14 protein-coding genes are annotated in these 18,365 nt (G+C 41.0%); 2 read left to right on the top strand and 12 right to left on the bottom strand.

What is annotated here, in order from left to right:
- The first annotated feature begins 15 nt into the window (after positions 1-15).
- Positions 16-351: a hypothetical protein gene (locus tag OCV52_RS00940; protein ID WP_004741381.1), complete on the top strand. Its 336-nt coding sequence runs from the start codon at positions 16-18 to the stop codon at positions 349-351.
- Between the two features lie 649 nt (positions 352-1,000).
- Here OCV52_RS00940 and OCV52_RS00935 read toward each other — a convergent pair.
- From OCV52_RS00935 to OCV52_RS00895, 9 genes are all read right to left on the bottom strand, one after another.
- Positions 1,001-3,172 (bottom strand): polysaccharide biosynthesis tyrosine autokinase, encoded by a 2,172-nt coding sequence (locus OCV52_RS00935; protein WP_137406310.1) that lies wholly within the window; start codon positions 3,170-3,172, stop codon positions 1,001-1,003.
- A 159-nt stretch (positions 3,173-3,331) separates the two neighbouring features.
- Positions 3,332-3,772: a low molecular weight protein-tyrosine-phosphatase gene (locus OCV52_RS00930; protein WP_137406311.1), complete on the bottom strand. Its 441-nt coding sequence runs from the start codon at positions 3,770-3,772 to the stop codon at positions 3,332-3,334.
- Between the two features lie 138 nt (positions 3,773-3,910).
- A complete protein-coding gene (locus OCV52_RS00925; protein WP_137406312.1) occupies positions 3,911-5,047 on the bottom strand; it encodes a polysaccharide export protein in 1,137 nt (378 codons plus the stop codon).
- Between the two features lie 728 nt (positions 5,048-5,775).
- On the bottom strand, positions 5,776-8,058 hold the full coding sequence (locus OCV52_RS00920) for a YjbH domain-containing protein (protein ID WP_137406313.1): 2,283 nt from the start codon (positions 8,056-8,058) through the stop codon (positions 5,776-5,778).
- Entirely contained in the window at positions 8,058-8,945 is an 888-nt protein-coding gene (locus tag OCV52_RS00915; protein ID WP_137406314.1) for a capsule biosynthesis GfcC family protein, read from the bottom strand. Before OCV52_RS00915 ends, OCV52_RS00920 begins: the two co-directional genes overlap by 1 nt.
- 22 nt (positions 8,946-8,967) lie before the next feature.
- Positions 8,968-9,672 (bottom strand): YjbF family lipoprotein, encoded by a 705-nt coding sequence (locus OCV52_RS00910; protein ID WP_137406315.1) that lies wholly within the window; start codon positions 9,670-9,672, stop codon positions 8,968-8,970.
- Between the two features lie 111 nt (positions 9,673-9,783).
- Complete coding sequence (locus OCV52_RS00905) at positions 9,784-10,023, bottom strand: hypothetical protein (RefSeq protein WP_017629890.1); 240 nt, start codon at positions 10,021-10,023, stop codon at positions 9,784-9,786.
- 227 nt (positions 10,024-10,250) lie between these two features.
- Complete coding sequence (locus tag OCV52_RS00900; RefSeq protein ID WP_137406316.1) at positions 10,251-10,799, bottom strand: sugar transferase; 549 nt, start codon at positions 10,797-10,799, stop codon at positions 10,251-10,253.
- Between the two features lie 115 nt (positions 10,800-10,914).
- Complete coding sequence (locus OCV52_RS00895; protein WP_137406317.1) at positions 10,915-11,859, bottom strand: UDP-glucose 4-epimerase family protein; 945 nt, start codon at positions 11,857-11,859, stop codon at positions 10,915-10,917.
- A 176-nt stretch (positions 11,860-12,035) separates the two neighbouring features.
- Between OCV52_RS00895 and OCV52_RS00890 the strand changes: the two genes are divergently transcribed.
- Positions 12,036-13,898 carry a nucleoside-diphosphate sugar epimerase/dehydratase gene (locus OCV52_RS00890; RefSeq protein ID WP_137406318.1) on the top strand — a complete coding sequence of 621 codons (1,863 nt, stop codon included), beginning with the start codon at positions 12,036-12,038 and terminating at the stop codon, positions 13,896-13,898.
- A gap of 44 nt (positions 13,899-13,942) precedes the next feature.
- Here OCV52_RS00890 and OCV52_RS00885 read toward each other — a convergent pair whose 3' ends face one another.
- The 3 genes from OCV52_RS00885 to OCV52_RS00875 all read right to left on the bottom strand — a co-directional run bounded on the left by OCV52_RS00885 (position 13,943) and on the right by OCV52_RS00875 (position 18,354).
- Positions 13,943-14,983 (bottom strand): Stealth CR1 domain-containing protein, encoded by a 1,041-nt coding sequence (locus OCV52_RS00885; RefSeq protein WP_137406319.1) that lies wholly within the window; start codon positions 14,981-14,983, stop codon positions 13,943-13,945.
- The gene (locus OCV52_RS00880; RefSeq protein ID WP_170222400.1) at positions 14,958-16,040 is read right to left on the bottom strand and encodes a stealth conserved region 3 domain-containing protein; all 1,083 of its coding nucleotides are present in this window, start codon (positions 16,038-16,040) and stop codon (positions 14,958-14,960) included. The genes OCV52_RS00885 and OCV52_RS00880 overlap by 26 nt, the downstream gene beginning before the upstream one ends.
- A gap of 118 nt (positions 16,041-16,158) precedes the next feature.
- The gene (locus OCV52_RS00875) at positions 16,159-18,354 is read right to left on the bottom strand and encodes a CDP-glycerol glycerophosphotransferase family protein (protein WP_137406321.1); all 2,196 of its coding nucleotides are present in this window, start codon (positions 18,352-18,354) and stop codon (positions 16,159-16,161) included.
- Positions 18,355-18,365 lie beyond the last annotated feature (11 nt).

The following is an 18,365-nucleotide window of genomic DNA, read 5'->3' as shown; positions in this document are numbered from 1 at the left end:
AAACTAAGGAGCAGTATGACGTTGTTCGGGAGAATATTTGGAAGCCAGTCTTCCATTAGCAAAGGTTTAGATGCAATCACCAACACAGGAGATGCGATGTTTTTTACTGATGAAGAAAAGGCGAAGCACAAGCTAGCACTACTGAAAGCGTATGAACCTTTTAAATTGGTGCAACGCTACATTGTATTGTTGTTCACCATACCCTATGTCGCACTTCATGTGATGGTCATTCTAGGCTGCATGCACGGTTACGATTGGAAACCGTTGGGAGAAATGACCAATGAAGCGTTTGGTTATCCGGTGTTAGCTGCGATTGGATTGTATTTAACGGGAGGGGTGATTAAAAAGTAGAAGAGCAGATGAGGGATACGAGTAAACGAAGAGCTGAAGGAGCAGATACTGGTGACGGGTATCGAGATACGAAGAGATTAAAAGCAGATTCCAGATACTTCGTTCCTCAGTTCTGGAATGACGATTTCATTGATCGATAAAACGTAATGATGAAAAAGCGGGAGGCAGAGAGCAAGCAATATGAAAATCAAAGACAAAAGTATGCGAGTTTTGCTTTTAGCTCCTCCCCTATATCACGATTGTTACTTGGCAAAAAATATTAATATAAGGGGAGGCAGGGAGGGGTTGGTTAGACACCGCTAGCATCCCCCTCTGACTCCCCCTTCTATCAACACCATCACTCACAATAGTCCAGTGTTCAAGGGGGAGAACCAAAAGCTAAGTCTTCGAATAATTTGAACTGCAGGTACGAGGGGATAAAAATAGGTACGGGTGACGTATAGCGAGACGCGAAGAGATTAAGATCAGATGAGGGATGCGAGTAAACGAGATGCGAAGAGCTGAAAAGAATAGACGCGGGTAGCGGGTAAACGAGTAACGAAGAGATAAAAAGATGAAGAGCGGATTCGAGTGGTGTTTTTCATTCTCGCCACTCGTATCTGCCTTTTAGCTTTTCGTTACCCGATTACTCGCATCCCGTTACCGCTCTTTATTTCTTGTCGCTCGAATACGCGTAGTTGTAGTAACCGTAGCCGTATGAGCTTGATGCTTTCTTCTCGATGGCGTTGAAGATAACGCCTTTCACTTCGATGCCTGATTGTTCGAAGCGGTTACGAGCAACGTCGATCTCTTTAAGGGTGTTTTGACCGTAACGTGCCACCATTAGTGTGGTGCCAGCAAACGCACCAACGATGCTTGGGTCGGTTACAGCTAACACTGGCGGAGTATCGACAATCACCAAGTCATATTCTTTTGATGCCCACTCCATCAACTCTGCAAAGCGTGGGTGCATGAGCAGTTCCGATGGGTTTGGTGGCACTTGGCCGCGAGTAAGAATGTCTAGGTTTTCTACTGGTGTTGCTTTCACTGATTGCGCAAACTCTTGTTTGTTGCTCAACACATCAGAAAGGCCGTTTTCCCATTTCACACCAAAGCTTTGCTGTAGGTAACCCTTACGCATATCGGCATCAATCAACAATACCTTTTGACCTGTTTTAGCCGCTACTGCGGCAAAGTTGGTCGAGATGAAAGATTTACCAATACCTGGCGCCGGGCCAGAGATCATTAACACGTTGTTTTTGGCTTCAAGCATCGCAAAGTGCAAGCTGGTACGAAGGCCACGTAGCGCTTCTACCGAAAGGTCTGCTGGGTTAGATTCTGCCAGCAGTGCCTGCGCGCCTTTGGTCTGTGTTTTCTTCGATTTAAAGCGGTTGGTTAGCTCAATTTGCAAATCTGATTTTGGTACAGCCGCATAAACGGGTAAGCCAATCTGTTCAATTTGATCTGGGCTTTCTACACCTCGGTGAAATGCCGCTTTCACTAATACAAACGCCACACTCAACATACCACCTAGCAAAGTCGCTAATACTACGATCAGTGGCTTCTTCGGTTTTACAGCGCGCTTATACGCTTGGGCGTCGTCTAGAATACGAACGTTACCTACGGTACCCGCTTTAATGATGCTTAGCTCTTGCACCTTGTTTAACAGCTGAATGTAGATTTGTTGGTTCACTTCTACATCGCGTGTCATACGCAGCACTTCACGCTGTGTTTTCGGTAACTTTTGAATCTGTTCGTTCAGGCGGTCTTTCTCACGTAGCAATGTTTTACGCTTATCAAGCAGTGATTTGTAAGCGGGGTGATCTTTGGTAAAGCGCTGGCTGATCTCGCTCTCTTTAAACGTCAGCTCATTCAATTGCGCTTCAAGCTCTACCATTACTTTTAGGGTAGATTGCGCTTCTAAGCCCAAGTCGATCGATTCGTTCTTCTGGCGATAATTGTTTAGTGTGTCTTCATAGCCCGTCAGCTCAGACTTAATACCTGGAAGGTGGCTTTCTAAGAATTCTAGGCTCTTTTCTGCTTCCGCTGAATTGCGCTTCACATTTTGTAAAAAGTAGATCTGGCTGATGTGATTAAGAATCTCAGTAATCTGTTGTTTGTTTTCGCCTTCAAAGCTCAACTTCAGAATACCGGTTTGCTTACCTTGCTCAGACAGAGACAAGGATTTTTTCAACCATTCGATCGCTTCTAGTCGGCTTTGTTTAGCAATAGAGAATTCGAAACCGTTGTGAGATTCAAACCCTGCCACAAACAGGCTGTAGTCGTCGGCTGTTGCTAACTCACCCACTTTACCTTGTAGGATAACGCGTTCATCATCACGCAACAGTTGATAAGTGCCTTGTTCGGCATCAAGAATCTGGATAGTGTGTGAGTAATTGCTCGCATAGCTTGGCAAGGTAAAGCGGCTTACCGCAATATGGTTGATATCACCGGTTAAGCGTGCAAAGCCTTTACCAACGATCGGTGCGTAAATTGGTGCAGTCACCGTCGTTAGGTTAAATTTATCCACCGTTTCGCCTAAGATCATGCGCGATTTGATGATCTCGACTTCGGTGGTTGCTGATGACTCTTGCGAGAATAGCTCACCCATATCTCCGACCATAGAAGAGATGCCGCCAGAGCTCTTCTCTTCAATTTGAATCAGCGCATCGGCTTTGTATACCGGTGTTGAAAGTAGCGCAAACGCAATACCCAGCACAGCAAAGATGAATGTGGTGAGCATGATTAGCCATTTAGCATCTAATAAGAGACCAAGCAGTTTTCCTAAATCTATCTCATCAGAGTTATCTGTATGCGATTGCAGGGAGGGTTGTGTTGTCATTTGTTTGCTACTTCCTAAATTATTGCTATTCAAGAGGGTGAACGACGCACCTCTTGTCTATGATTCTGTTATTGTTGCCTTTGTGACGGTTCGACGCTTCAACGCTTCAACGCTTCAACGATAAATAGCGTATACGCAAATTAAAGACGAAACCTCAAACTACAGCTTTTTGGCCCACGCTTGTGCGGCGTCGTCTATCAACTGATAAGCGTATTCAAATGCTTCTCGGCTTTGACGATGCGGATCAGGAATGTCTTTCTGACCAATCCACTGGCCAAACAGCATGGTTTTACCGCGTGCTTCTGGTGAGATCTGAGTGAGCGCTTCTAAGTGGCCCTTCTCCATCACCAAGATCAAATCATATTGCGCACAAAGCTGAGGCGTCACTTGCTGCGCTTGATGGTTTTCGACATCTACGCCATTTTCTGCTGCGATTAAAATCGCGGTCTCATCGGCTGGCTTACCAAGTAAACGGCTCTTTTCGGCCGCGATTCCGGCAGAGGCTATCTCTTTGCCTGGAAGTAATTGTTGCAGAACGCGCTCTCCTGTTGGAGAGCGGCAAATGTTGCCCACGCACACGACTAAAATTTTATTAAACATAGCTGTCTCTAATTGTATTGGGCTTGTATCCCCAAGCGACTTTAATAGGCAGGATTCAAGGATCCCGAAGTGACTTGGGTATAAACATAAAAATCAGGCCGCATTTAACATACGACCTGATTGCCATTATCTCTTAGCCTACGGCCAATTACGAATACGCAATGCACCTTCAGTCAAGTTGTTGAAGCCGTTGATTGTCGGTAGCAACTGACCAATCACACGGTTCCAGCGGCTGATTGGTGCTGCTGTTACGTAAACCACATCATAAGGTTTTAAATCAAATTCAGTACCAATCACTAAGGCTGATGCGTCTTCAATGTCTAGTTGGTAGATGTCTGCCATACGCTCCGATTTATCATCAGAGGTACGAATCACAAACACACCCGTCGCATCTGCAGTCAGTTCGTTGATACCGCCAACATTGCTTAGCGCTTCGGTTAGGCTCATGCCCACGCGGTCGATCTTAAGAAGTTTAGGCTCTTTCACTTCACCCATTACGAAGACTTTTTGATTATCGTTACGCGGCACGTGAACAATGTCACCCGCTTGCAGTAAGCGGTTTTGTGTTAAATCACCACGCTGCATTAAGCCATAAAGCGATAGGTTCTCTTCTACACCGTTGCGCGTTAATGACACATTACGCCAATCCGCATCTTCTGAAAGACCACCGGAACGGTTAACGGCATCAAGTAGCGTTAATGGAATATTGGTGAGCGGCTGCTGGCCCGGTTTAGACACTTCGCCAGTAATGTAGGTTTTTTTAGAACGAAACGCCGCTACGTTAACATCCACTTGTGGGCTTTCGATGTATTTAGCCAAACGTGTCGCGATATCAGCTCGAATTTCACGAACGGTTTTTCCTGCCACTTCTACCGTACCAATGTAAGGATAGAAGATGGTGCCATCAGCATGTACCCAGTTACCGGCCTCGGTACTACTGCGGTAAGAACCTGCAGGAATGGTCAACTCAGGATGATCCCAAATCGTAATATTTAAGATGTCACCAACGCCGACTTTGTATTCGTATTTTGCGATGTCTACGTCTAACTCAGGGTTTGCTCTTGAAACCGACACTTCGCCCGTTTGGTAAGTCGAGACTGACTGTGCGGTAAGTGGGTAAACGTTCACCACTTCAGAAATATCAGACTCTTGCTGATCTTCAGAAGTCTGAATCACATTCTTGCCACCAGTAGATAGGTGACTACCTGGAGTCGTACACCCTGCAAGTAATACAGGAAGGAGCGCCAAAAGGAGACGATTTTTATTAATCTTCATGTTAACCAAGTTCTAGAAACGGAATGTGTTGTGATACCCCAAAGGACACCCATAAGGGATTAAACGAATCATTTTATCAGCTACGCAGCATTTAATAGAGTTAAGGAAGGCCACTATCGTGATCTCGCTTCCATCTTAATGTCAAAGATAGGAACGCTACCGCCCCTTGATATTCCGCGACATCACACTGCGTAGTTAATCTGCCCCTATCAATATGGAATTTGAATAGGCGTATTTTGTCTAAGGCGTAGCAAAAAAGTGTGCTTGCATACGGTTAGTTTAATCCGTAAGCATTATCCACAAATTGTGGTTATTATCAACCTAGTTGAATGGTTTTAAGGGGGTAAGAGCAGTAACGAGATGCGAGTAAACGGGATGCGAAAAGCTTAAGAGCGCAAGAGCAGATGAGAGTAACGAGGTACGAGTAAACGAAGAGCCAAGAGTAAATAAAGCCGTGACGGGAGGCTGAGAGGGGTTGGTAACACATAGATAAACATCCCCCTCTAGCTCCCCCTTTGATTAACATCACCGCTCACAAACGAACGACGTTCAAGGGGGAGAACCAAAAGCTAGACCCCATTAATATCACGAGCTCTTAAGCTATTCGTTACTGAATTATTCGAGACTGCTCTTTCCCTGCTTTTCGTATCCGGCTTACTCGTTAACCGTATCTATCTTTTCTCGCTCTTCGTATCCCGATTACTCGTTGCTCGTATTCGCCCCTAAATCTACTTAACGCTACTTGGCCTTTGGAACCAAGGTGAGCGAGCATCGGTTTGATCGAACAAGTTGTACTGCTTATTCAGCACTTGTCCGCCGTCACGCGTGATCGGCAACCAGGTGAAGCCACCACGGCTTGAGCTTGGTTTCACCGTCATTAAATCAAACGGAATCGACACGTAGAAGCCTTTGGTATAACTACCTTCACCGTACTCTTCAGTTGTCATGTCGGTTAGGCTGACAAACGCGCCGGCAATCACACCACTCTTGAACTGCTTAGAGAAATCAACACGAGTACCGATGTCACCGGCAAGGAATTTACCGACACCCACTTTAAGCAAGGTATCGCTCAAGAAATCCCATTGTGGAGTGTAGTAACCAGTGATAAAGCCAGTGGTGCCTTTATCGATTACTTTGTACGTTCGGTTGCTGTCGTCTGGGTTTACCTGGATCTCTTCATCAAACGTGCCGAACCAACTTTCAGGATCGCGCTGGCTTATTGCGGTCATGTCTGCGCCAATTGCCCAGTTTTGGTTGAATGGTCGGTAAAGAATTTCACCACCTACACCCGCGAACATGCTTTCAAGGTAGCCGCCGTAAGCTTGGGTGTAGACACCGCTGCCGTAGTCTTCAAACCAAGTCAGCTGTAAGCGATCTAAGCGAACTGGATCGTCAACGTAAGAGCGGAACAAGGTTCTTACCCTTGGTGTTTGGTCAGTGCCGTCTGATGGGATTTCGTAATTAAACTTGTCGTAGTTATCGATTAAGTTAACGTAAAGAGAGCCCGACAGTTCGACATTGTTTAACGCCCAGAACGAAGCATTGGTGTATAAACCCAAACTGTATAAGTAGAAGTTTTCAGCCGAACCGAACGATTGAGCTAAATTTGGTGAAATCGACACATCGAATCGTTCACGCCCGTCATGATAGATAACGGATTTCTTGCGCTCTAATTCGTGAGTATCGGTTGCATCACTGGTTTGAGCATTAAGATAATTGTTATTAGCGGCCGCTTTGAACGCTTGAGCATCTACCGTCGTCTCTGTGAGTTCCATCGATTTATCATTTTCGATGATTTTGTAGGTGTCGATGTAACTCGGGACTGCATTCGCGATAACCGTTGCACCGCGTTCAAGAGCAATATCTCTGTCTCGGTATTTAACTTGAGTACCTTTTACTACAATGCTGTTATCGTCGACCAAGATTTGCGCTTGTTCATAGCCTGCAACCGTTTCAAGCTGTTCTGCGAGGGCCCCCATATCAATATCGTCCACCGCCTCAACACCACTCGGGCGCAATTCGGCTGTTTCAGTATCTCTCCACACAGAATACATTTCATTGAAGTTAGTCGAGAGATCGAAACCAAGGGTTAAAGTATCGCCTCGCTCATAGCTGACTTTCGCTGAGCCCCAATCAGTGAAACGGTACACAGCACCCACGTTCCATGGCGTATGTTGTGTCATGTCGACACCACCACGTACTACTGGGAAATCTTGAGAGTAATCATTGCCATCGTATTCAAGCTTCAAGGTTAAAGGCTTATAAGGGGTTTGATATTCAAAACCACCATAAATCGCCGCATCACCTTTAAACCAGCGTTCAAAGTCAACACTGCCGCCATTGCCTTTATAATCAGACGGACGTTCACAATACTTGTCACTGGCTTTGCACAGTGGGTTAGTGAAATTGCCACTGGTGCCCATGTATCCCCAAGCCATGCCCAAGGTAAAATCAACAGGGCCAAAGCGTTTGGTTGCCGCGACAAATTCGCCATCGAACAAGCCTGTACCACCAAAATCACGCACGCCTACCGACACTTCTGGTAAGTAGTACCCTTCTTCGATTAAACGCAGTTTAAAGTCGATGCCTTTATCTGTGTATTTTGTACAACCACTGAATGAGTTTTGTGAGCAGTCTTGGTCTGCGCCTCCGCTATAAAGCAGGTCTTGTACTTGCGTATAACGAATAGTGGTTTCAAGCCAAGGCATCACCTGTAAGCTGACGTTATAAAAGTAGTATTCGTTATTAAACGAGGCGCTAAAGTTGAACTCACCTTCTGGTGCCATTCGGCCTGTTGGCATTTGCATTAGGCCAACACCACCAAAGTTCATTTGCGACGTTCTGTATTCTGTATCGTCGAATGATGATTTCTCTGCTCGAATCGAAGAGGAACCAATAGCTGTTTCGGCAAAAACCGTCTCTGCAAAAACAGAAGCGCTACTGGTCATTAACAAGGCGCAGGTAACCGATGTGCACACTGCCGATAGAGGGAATGATTTCTGTTTCAGCATTACAGGCCAACCTTATGACGTAGCAAATCGACAATATCTTGGTTTAACGTTGAGTATTCCGATGGCAAAGAGTAAAACGCCATAAATACGATGGCACCTGGTGCTAGGTAAACCGGCTGTTCGTTCCAGTAAGCGTATTGAATGGTTTGTACCACGCCATCTGGCTGAACAACATAAGCCACGCTTTTATCTGCTGATTCACCAATAAAACCGTTCGGCAATGCGTCGAGATAGTCATTCAAGGTGCCATGCTCTATCAGATTCATGGTGACCGACTCTTTCATTGCCCCCACCAACTGAATTGACGTTGGTCGTTGTGGTAAGTACAGAGAAAACCTTTGAGCTTGAGTTGCCGATGTTTTATCTAGATTAGAACGGGAAACCAGTAACGGGTTCTTATCTGATTGCGAGATAACCGCATTGCGGTCCAATTCAATAAAAACTCGATTGAGATATTGGAAAGAAGCTAATTGTTGCTTTACTAATTTTGCTTCTGGCTCTTCTGCCGAGAAAGCGTCAAGTTGGTTAAATACATGGCGCTTTTTGGCTTCGATATCTTTGTAAAGTCCGTTAGCTTTAGTATTAGTTTTATCAAAAAATTGAGCTGAAAGAGGAAAATAACCGATACTGCCGCTAGCATTCGCGTCGTCTAATACCTGAAGCAATCGAACATTAGCTTTATACTCAAGCGTTACACCTTGAAGAGGAAGCTCGATTGTTGTTTTAACCGAAGGCTTAACAACGTTAGACGCTGAAGAAGCGTAGCTAAAAGTACACAGAGATAACAGCGCACTAAACGTCAACAGAACTCTCATCGTTAGCGTAGAACTCATAACAGACAGCCGACACTCCGTCATTTTTGATGCGTGACTCATATTATTCATCATTTTAATTCGTTACTCAGACTCGTTAATTACTTTGGTAAGGCTTAAGGACGGTTAGCTCAAGCCTTGTCATATTTGGGCCTAAATACTGTATGGTTTTAACCACTTGACCTTTACTGTCGACCCAATATGCGTTCGTCATCTCTTGCTCTAACATCGGGAAGTTCACTTTTTCTTGGAATTTCTTGGTATCGATAGATGCTAGCGGGGTTTCGACGGTTTCATTCCCCGCATACGTTCGGGTGATGTTCGCTTTATAGCCGAATCGATAATTTGGTTGCCAATCGTAAACCGCTTGCCATTTTTTGGCTCCGGGGTTAACTGACACATCAAACACAGAAGAAGAATCTGGTGACGAGCTGTTTGCTGACGAGAACGTGTTTAACGGATGGAATGCCAAACCAGAGAGGTTTTCGTAAGGAAGTAATAGGGTTTGTACGATACGTCCATTTTCAGTAACGATCATCGCTTTGTCAGAAGACATCCACTTTAACCGCTCTGCGCCCGTTTTCGGATTTTCACCGACGTACGCCAAAACCATAAAGATTTTACCTTGATCGTTTACTTCCGCATAAATGCTGGAATAAGGTAAGGTTTGAATGTATTCCTTGGATAGCTCAACATCAGAGCTTCCAAAAAAGGCTTCATCAAAAGTGGAATTTACGTCTTGAAACTGCTGAGAACAACCAGTAAGTAAAAGGCCAAGAGATATGATTAGAGGTTTGAGCATGACGAGTTCTGCTTCCTAGCAACCTGGTTGCTGATGTCCAATATGAAAATCTGATATAAAAAAACCACTTTATGCTTTCACATAAAATGGTTTTAAAAACCAACTCAAAAATTATCGAGTAGTTGTTGTAGTTGTTGCACCGCTTTCGTTAGAAGCAACTGCTACTGCTGCTGCTGCTGCTACTGCTGCTGTCGCTACTGCAACTGTTGTTGCTGTGCCAGCTGCTGCTGCAGATGCACCAGTGCCTGCAGCCGTACCAGTACTTGAACCAGCTGCTGCAGTTTCTTCAGCTGCAAACGCAGCACCTGAGAAGCTAACTGCTAATGCAGCTGCTAGAGCCATCTTTTTCATAATAATTTCCATTGATATAAACGTTTATATATAGAGGATGATTTTCACACCCTCAAAAAGTTGTTCAGCTTAAACAACTGACTGATCATCATAGATAATAACCACAATCAAGTAAATGAGTAAATCATAAGCAATACCTTATAAAGCATCATATTAGAGCTCTCTAGTACGCAAAACTGTAAAGTTTGGCACAGATCTCATATATCGTGAGCCTTAAGCATCGCCACTCACACTCGATCACCAGTTCCTTTACCTAACACCGTTTGAATGATGTATTGAAAGTAAAGCTTAGTCGTTAGCGTCTTGAGCATGCGCTGATCCCATTCCGCCAATAGCTTGGGTGTCGACATATCGATATCATTGATTTGAGCCAACCCCGTGACACCGGGCCTTACCGCCAGCACGCCTCTCAATTCCCTTTCATCGATGAGCTCTTGCTGGTTGAACAAGCATGGTCGAGGGCCAACCAAACTCATTTCACCTTTCAGAACGTTGTATAACTGTGGTAGTTCATCCAATTTAGTCTTGCGTAAAAATCCCCCAAGTTTAGTCACCGAGCGAGCCCCCACCAAGTGAGTTGCCACTGATTGTGTTTCTACCGGCATAGTTCGGAATTTCACTAACGTAAATGGCTTTTTATTACGCCCTACCCGAGTCTGAAAGAAGACTGGAGAGCCTGTGTCAAAGTAACCAAGAATACAAATGACCACAAAAACAGGCCAAAGGAACAGTAGGCCAAACAATGCAAAAAAGAAATCTAATAAACGAATCAAAATGGATGCCTTAAACTCTGATTAAACGAATATGCTGAATGTCGTCAGTGCTACTCATTGTAGTAGACAGTAGCCGACTCGATTGCGGTTATGAATAGTGAAAGTGAGCTGCAACACATCAGAGTGACTTCAAGTATGCTTCTACGGTTTTATTGATCCCGTCTTTGAAAGTCACCGGAGGAATCCAACCCAAAATCTCTTTTGTATGGCGAGCTTCCACTTGAAGGTTGCTACATACTCTTTGGGCTATATGCTGCCTTCGCAATACTGACGCTCCTACCTTTATCCAAGACATTGGAATCGGTAAAAGCTTCGGTGATTTATCCATTGAAAGCGCAATCGCTCTTATTAATTGACCAGTCGAAACGTCCTGGCAATCAGAAGCCAAGAAGGTATGGCCAGGTGCAGAGGGGTGCTCACAACAAGTTAATATTAAACTTGATAAGTTATCTACATATACCAAGCTTCTCTTATTATGAATCGCGCCAAATGGAAGTGGGATGCCCTTTTCAACCATACGCATCATTGATAAGAAATTGGCTTTCACACCGGGCCCATAAACCAGTGGGGGCCTAACAATAACGACCTCTAAGCCTGTTTCTTTCGAGAGCTTAGTTAGCGCAATCTCCGCTTCATACTTACTCAAACCGTAAGGGTCTTCGGGGATGTTATCTAAGTTAGGTAAAAAAGGTGAACCAGGTTCGGAAAACTCACCATTAACTTTAATAGAGCTGACGAACACAAACCGTTTAACACCGGCCTCAGCGGCTTGCTTCGCTAGGTTCAAAGTGCCAAAGGTGTTGATATCTCGATAGGCAGCCAAAGCATCTTGCGCACTTTCATTCATTTGATGCACTCGAGCAGCACAATGAACAACACAGTCTACACCTTCGAATGCATCAGACCAGTCAGTTTCAGCACCGATAGACGAAACCAAAAAGCAGTTAGGTTGTGTTCTGGAACCCTTACGAACTACAGAAACTACTTCCCAATCACGCGCTTCTGCTAACTCAACCACTCGAGCACCAACAAACCCAGTACTACCTGTAACCAAAAGTTTCATAAAACAAACCGCTCAATAAACGAACAAATAATAAACAAAATCAACAGTAAATCGATTAGGCAACACATAACAACCAATTACATCTAGCTTACCGCACTTAAGAACATTAAAATATCTTCATATCAAATCCTCAGCTACAGCTTATTAGACTGAATTAAAAGTTATCAAGGAAAATAATGATTAAGCCAATACGAGTGATTCTCAACACCAAGCGGAAAAATAAGCGCTTAATTAGTATTGGCTACGACATATTTGCAATAGCAATGTCGATTTACCTTGCCGTTGCTTTAAGGTTGGGAACATATACCTTTGACGTAGGGCCTAACGAATGGGTCACATTATTCCTGACAATTTCAGTCACGATATTCACCTTCACCAAACTTGGGATGTATCGTGCAGTACTACGCTACATGATGTTTCCTGCCGTCGGTCACATCTTCCTTGCTGTATTTATTTCATCTCTAACATTAGTGATTAGTGAGTTCTTTTTTCATAGCTTTATCCCAAGAAGTGTTCCATTTATCTATGCCGGGCTAGCCATACTTACATTGGGCGGACCAAGAATAATGATCCGCTCAGCCTATGATCAGATGATAAAACGCAAAAAGCCCAATGTATTTATCTATGGTGCGGGAGCTACTGGTCGTGAACTAGTATATGCGCTAATACACGGTGATGAATATAACCCGGTTGTATTATTAGATGACGACCCGAGCAAAAGAGGTAATATTCTATTTGGGTTAAAAGTCCATCACCCAAGTGAGTTTGAACATCTGCAATCTCTTTACCAGCCAGTAAAGCTATTACTAGCAATTAATAATATTAATAAAGGTAAACGATTAAGACTCGTAGAAAAATTGTCTGATTGGCCTATTGCGATTCAGTCTGTCCCATCGGTAGAGGACATAGCTGCAGGTAAAGCGACTGCGACAGAGATCAAAGATCTCGACGTAGCTGATCTGTTGGGCAGAGCACCTATCACACCTGACAGTCAATTACTGGCGAAGAATATTCATAACAAGTGTGTAATGGTAACCGGGGCTGGTGGCTCCATTGGTTCAGAGCTATGTCGTCAAATCTTGGCGCAGCAACCTAAAACATTAGTCCTATTCGAACTTAATGAGTACAACCTATACAAAATTGAACAAGAACTACTTTCTACGAAGAAAAACTTAAAAAGCCAAACCCAGGTCATTGCAGCTTTAGGTTCAGTCCAAAGACAGAACCGTCTTGAAAAACTGATTAATACCTATGAAATTGAGACCTTATATCATGCGGCCGCATACAAACATGTCCCCCTAGTCGAGGATAATGTTGTTGAAGGGATTCGTAATAATGTTTTTGGGACTCTATCCTGCGCACAAGCGGCTATAGAGTGCGGTGTGAAAAACTTCACTCTAATTTCAACCGACAAAGCCGTAAGACCAACGAATGTAATGGGAGCGAGTAAGCGGATGGCTGAACTCGTTCTTCAAGCGCTTGCAGATAAAGGTACAGATACTGTCTTTACCATGGTCAGGTTTGGTAATGTGTTAGGCTCTTCCGGATCGGTAGTGCCACTTTTTAAGAAGCAAATTAAAGCTGGCGGCCCTGTTACCGTTACTCATCCAGATATCATCCGTTATTTTATGCTAATACCAGAAGCTGCACAGCTTGTCATTCAGGCTGGTGCGATGGGAAACAATGGACAAGTTTTCGTCCTGGATATGGGTGAACCCGTTAAAATTCTAGACCTTGCAAAACGCATGGTGCATTTAATGGGTATGAAGGAAAGCTCAAGCTCCGATGAAGGAGATATCGAAATCAAATTTACAGGTTTAAGACCCGGAGAGAAGCTATATGAAGAGCTTCTAATTGGTGACAATGTCGAAGGAACTAGCCACGAAAAAATCATGACGGCAATGGAGAGTAAGCTCAACTGGCCAGAGATGCAGATACTATTGAACGAGCTAGACGAGTGCTGCCATGATTTTAAGGTGGAGTGTATCAGAAGAATACTGTTAGAAGCTCCTACTGGGTATACTTTAAATAATACTTAGGTAAACCGAAATACACCAAGATGGTAAAAAACATACCAAAGCTTCTACTTTTCAAAACTTGACTTCTTAGGTAAAAGAGAAGAAAGAAAGTGATTGAATATGTTTTTTACTTCATCAAAGTCAGTATGACCAAGATTTTCAGTATCAGATACACTTAACAAACTAATATCATCTAATTCTGTCAACAACCTAGACATATCATTGGTTTCATTGATTTCTCGAGAAATATAATCCTTGTATTCTTTAGGGTAAAAATTTCCCGTAAGTAAATTAATATATCTAAAAAGATACTGTGTTGTATCTGACTCGACTCGAAACTTATGACTACTCGTTGCATCTAATAAATCAAAATGACTATCCCACAAGTCATCTAAAGTTGACTTAAGGTGTGGCTGCGGCACATGGTTTAATTTCAACCAAGGTATATTGGATGTAGTAAAATTATAAATTATATTAAGAACTCGACTGAAAGTATTATATTCTGGTGAGTAGAATTTAGCCGAAGGTAAATTGCGTTTATTATAGTTATTATTAAGGTAATCAATATTGTTATTAATAGCCTTGGCACTCAAAGTGTTTTTAGGCTTTAAAGTATTATATAAAACACCACGCCTTTCAAAGCTTTGTACCAAAAAGTCGACAGGTAAATCATCTCTAAAGAATCTGTCTTCTTTTAAGGGCTTTAAAACGAAAAAGTCGTCATTAAAAAGGATGAATTTCTCGGCCAGGTCAGGAATATTATTAAAATTCACCTCAATAGCATTCGAGTTAAATGTTGGTAAATGGGTATGATTTTTAAATATATCTTGATGCGTCAATACGCTAAGTTTGTCATCTAAGACATTTAACCATTCAGGTAGATGGCCTTGAGTCACAAAGTGAACTTTACGTACCCAAGGCATAAACTCTTCAATACCTCGAAAGATATACTGCAAGTTATCCCAAGATCTAAACCGGCAAATATGATTAGCTGTCGTTACGCTTTCAGGAGAATATTGTTCATATAACTCTTGCCACTTAGGGTCTTTAGAGTCAACCCAAAGCAGCACTATATCTACATCACTGATTTTTTTCATTTTTTTCATCTATTTCATAAGAAGATGGATTAGGAAATAGCAATTTCATTTTCTTTGTAAATACTTTAGATATGTAAGCAAATCGTTTTTCATCAACTTCTACATCATTAATACAAAAGCTCTTGAACTTCAATAACAGTAATAAATTCATTTTAAATTCAAAAAGCTCATCGCTAAAGCTAGCATAAAGATAAGGTAACTCTCCCTCCACAGAATAGCCCTTAACAACACCATAATGGTGTATCAAGGCAGATAATATAGAATAGTCAGTGTTACTTCTAAATCGAGCTGAAGAGTTAGCAATGAAAATTTCTGGATGTTCTTTTTCAAGCTCTGTAATAACGCTCTTTTTCAAAGCGATAGGTGTATGCTTAAATTTTCGATTACTGATGTACCCATAGTTTTCTTTTAAGAAATTCATATTATTAACTGCGGCGATATCCACTGGTAAACTATTCTTATCTAAAGACTCAGGAATAAACGCTTGATTGCTCCAAAAGAACTTCGTCTGGCTTCCATCAGGTATGAAGAAGTCACTTGGTTTTACAGGACTTCGAAGAAAAACGTCGTCATTAAAATACAAAAAATGTTCACTTAAACCTGGAATTCGATGAAGGTTAGACTCGATTGCATGGGAGTTAAAAGATGGAAGGTCGTCTTGATTAACAAAGATTTCTCGATGGGATACTAACTGAACACGATCGTCAAATTCGTAGAACCAGCTAGGCTTTTGATCATCGGTAACAATGTATATCTTTCTCACCCAACTTGCATTCGCTAAGACAGAACGAAGTGAATACCTTAGCTCATCATTCTCTCGAAACCTTGACGCTACGTCAGACTCTTGAGGTAAATTATGATTAGTTCCTGCAAGTCGGTCTTTCTTATTCTTCCAGTTTTCATCATTACTATTCACCCATGTATAAACGATATCTATGGGATAATCCCCTCGAACCGTATAATTAGAGTATGTTTCACTTTTATTCGGAATGAATTTTTTTAGTGAAAGAAAAATATTAACAATAAAACTAAACCAACTTACAGGTAAACAGCTAATTATTTTCAAAATTAACTTCTTAGATCTCAAAATAAGAAAATTCATATGGTTACTCACCTAGCAATTAAAGTACAAGCTATTTAATTCTTACCAAAAATTAAATTAAATTAAATTAAATTAAATTAAATTAAGACAATCCATCCTTAAAAATCAGATTAAAAACTCTTTCACTATTCGAATTATCATTGAACTTATAGAAGTCGCTTGAATCAATTATACCTTCATCTTTTTGAAAATCACCATTTTCAATAAGTGAACAAATAGAATCAACCAATAAATCGTGGTCGGATATGACCTTACCAAAACTGAACTTATTTAGGTCAAAATAACCTGACTCATAATGTCCTCGGTAGAAAGCTTCTTTGTCGAACTGATAAAACATTACTGGTTTTCTTAAAAATGAAAAGTCAAAGAATATTGAAGAGTAGTCCGTAATCAATAAACTAGAGATATTGAATACTTCACTATACTTTTGATTTTCATCAGCAACAATTACATGTGGGTTGGTATCAAAATCACTAATCTGACGCCTAATCTCATTATGAGGCATAAATAAAATCTTATACCCAGTTCGTGCTAGTACATTTATTAGTCTTGGATCGTTTATTAAATCATTATATCTTCTAAAATATTCACTATGTTTAAAAGCAGTAGAGTAATTCTTAATACCGGTGCGTACGTCTATGTTTTCCGTCAAGCCTCTTCTCCATGTTGGAGCTAGAAGTATAATTTTCTCAACACCTGAATTATTTAATAAATCAAACCTAGGAAACCCTGTAAGCTCAAGTTCATTATCACTATATGCATATTTTTCACTTTTTAATGACTCTAACTCGTATTCAGAACAACAAATGAACTTATTAATCCCCACGTTATACTTATTAATGGACTTCGACACATCATTATATGTAACACCATGCTGCAAAAATACAAAATCAAACGTTCTTAAATCTCTGTAATATTTCTCAGCTTTCATAAACGGATTCTTAGCCCAATCTGACGCATGTGAAGATATTACATTTTTAGCATGCAGGAAATATAACCTATGTCTGATTGATCCATATTCAATTACATTTCCTTGAGAAGCTAACCTTTCATAATCATCAGATTTTTTTGATATCACATAATAGCAATCTTTTGATACATTGGAACTTTGGGCATAGTTAAATAATGCCTCTGCATTATCACCAGCATTATTTATACGATCTATGAACAAGCTGATATTCTTTTTGTTAAAGAATCCTTTAGATAACCAGTAAAGCATCCGGTAAGCTATAACATTTCTTTTTCTTCTCAGGCCAATGAGAAGCTTAACTTCTCTTTTAACCATTGATAAAATAGATTTCTCTGATTTATAGATACTATTATTATCATGAGCAATAATATCATCTTCGATTGCAAAATATGAGTGCTTTATACTTTTATCAAGACCACTATACTTACCAAATTCAATATTCACCTTTACTTCCACATTAGTGTCAATATGGAGTAATTTAAAGCTCATACATTCAAAATTCTTAGCTGAAATCTCAAAAGAGTTTATATATGAAAGTTTATGTTTATTTTCTTTATTTAAAAAATTAACATCGTTATAAGAACCATATTTAAATAAAGATACCTTAATTTTCACATCAGACATATCAAAAAGTGTTGTCAAATAACCACAAATGACATAATTCCCATCATCATCCTTACGAATATTATGTATCTTCACAAAACTATGACTTAACTTGTGGATAAGATGTTGATTTATATACATTAAAACATCATTATGAGTTCTGACACGACGTATATTTAATCCACGAGCTTTTGAAAACAACACTTTATGTCTTCGACTTAGAACCTTTGATTCTAAAACATCATCTACATTTATATTTTGGAAGATGTTATTGGACACTGGTAAAGATGAAAATAATTTTTTAACTACTCCCCCCTTTAACATGCCTAACCTTTCATAGTTTTTTAAAACCTCTTCAATATCAAAACTTCTAACTTGTTTTAATTTTGTAGTGCATATTATTCCCGTCGGTGCCTGACACTTTAGATATTCGATCATATCAAAGAAATCTAAGTCTTTACTATTATAAAACTCATTTGATATAACAAGAAACTCCGGAATTAATTCTCTTGGACTATTAAAATCAAAATTTATTAGAGATACATCTCTTTTATTCGAATGCTCTACCCAGATCCATTGAAAATTGTTGAACCTTAATAATTCAACCAACTCTTTAACTTCAGCTTCATTTAATATTACTTGATCCTGCTCTAATATATAGACACTGAAACCTTCTAACTCAATATTATATTTAACTAACTTCATACCCAATTAAA

It is taken from the genome of Vibrio chagasii, from assembly GCF_024347355.1.
GTDB lineage: Bacteria > Pseudomonadota > Gammaproteobacteria > Enterobacterales > Vibrionaceae > Vibrio > Vibrio chagasii.
The sequence above is the reverse complement of the archived record's forward strand: the minus strand, read 5'-3'. Positions and strand labels throughout refer to the sequence as shown.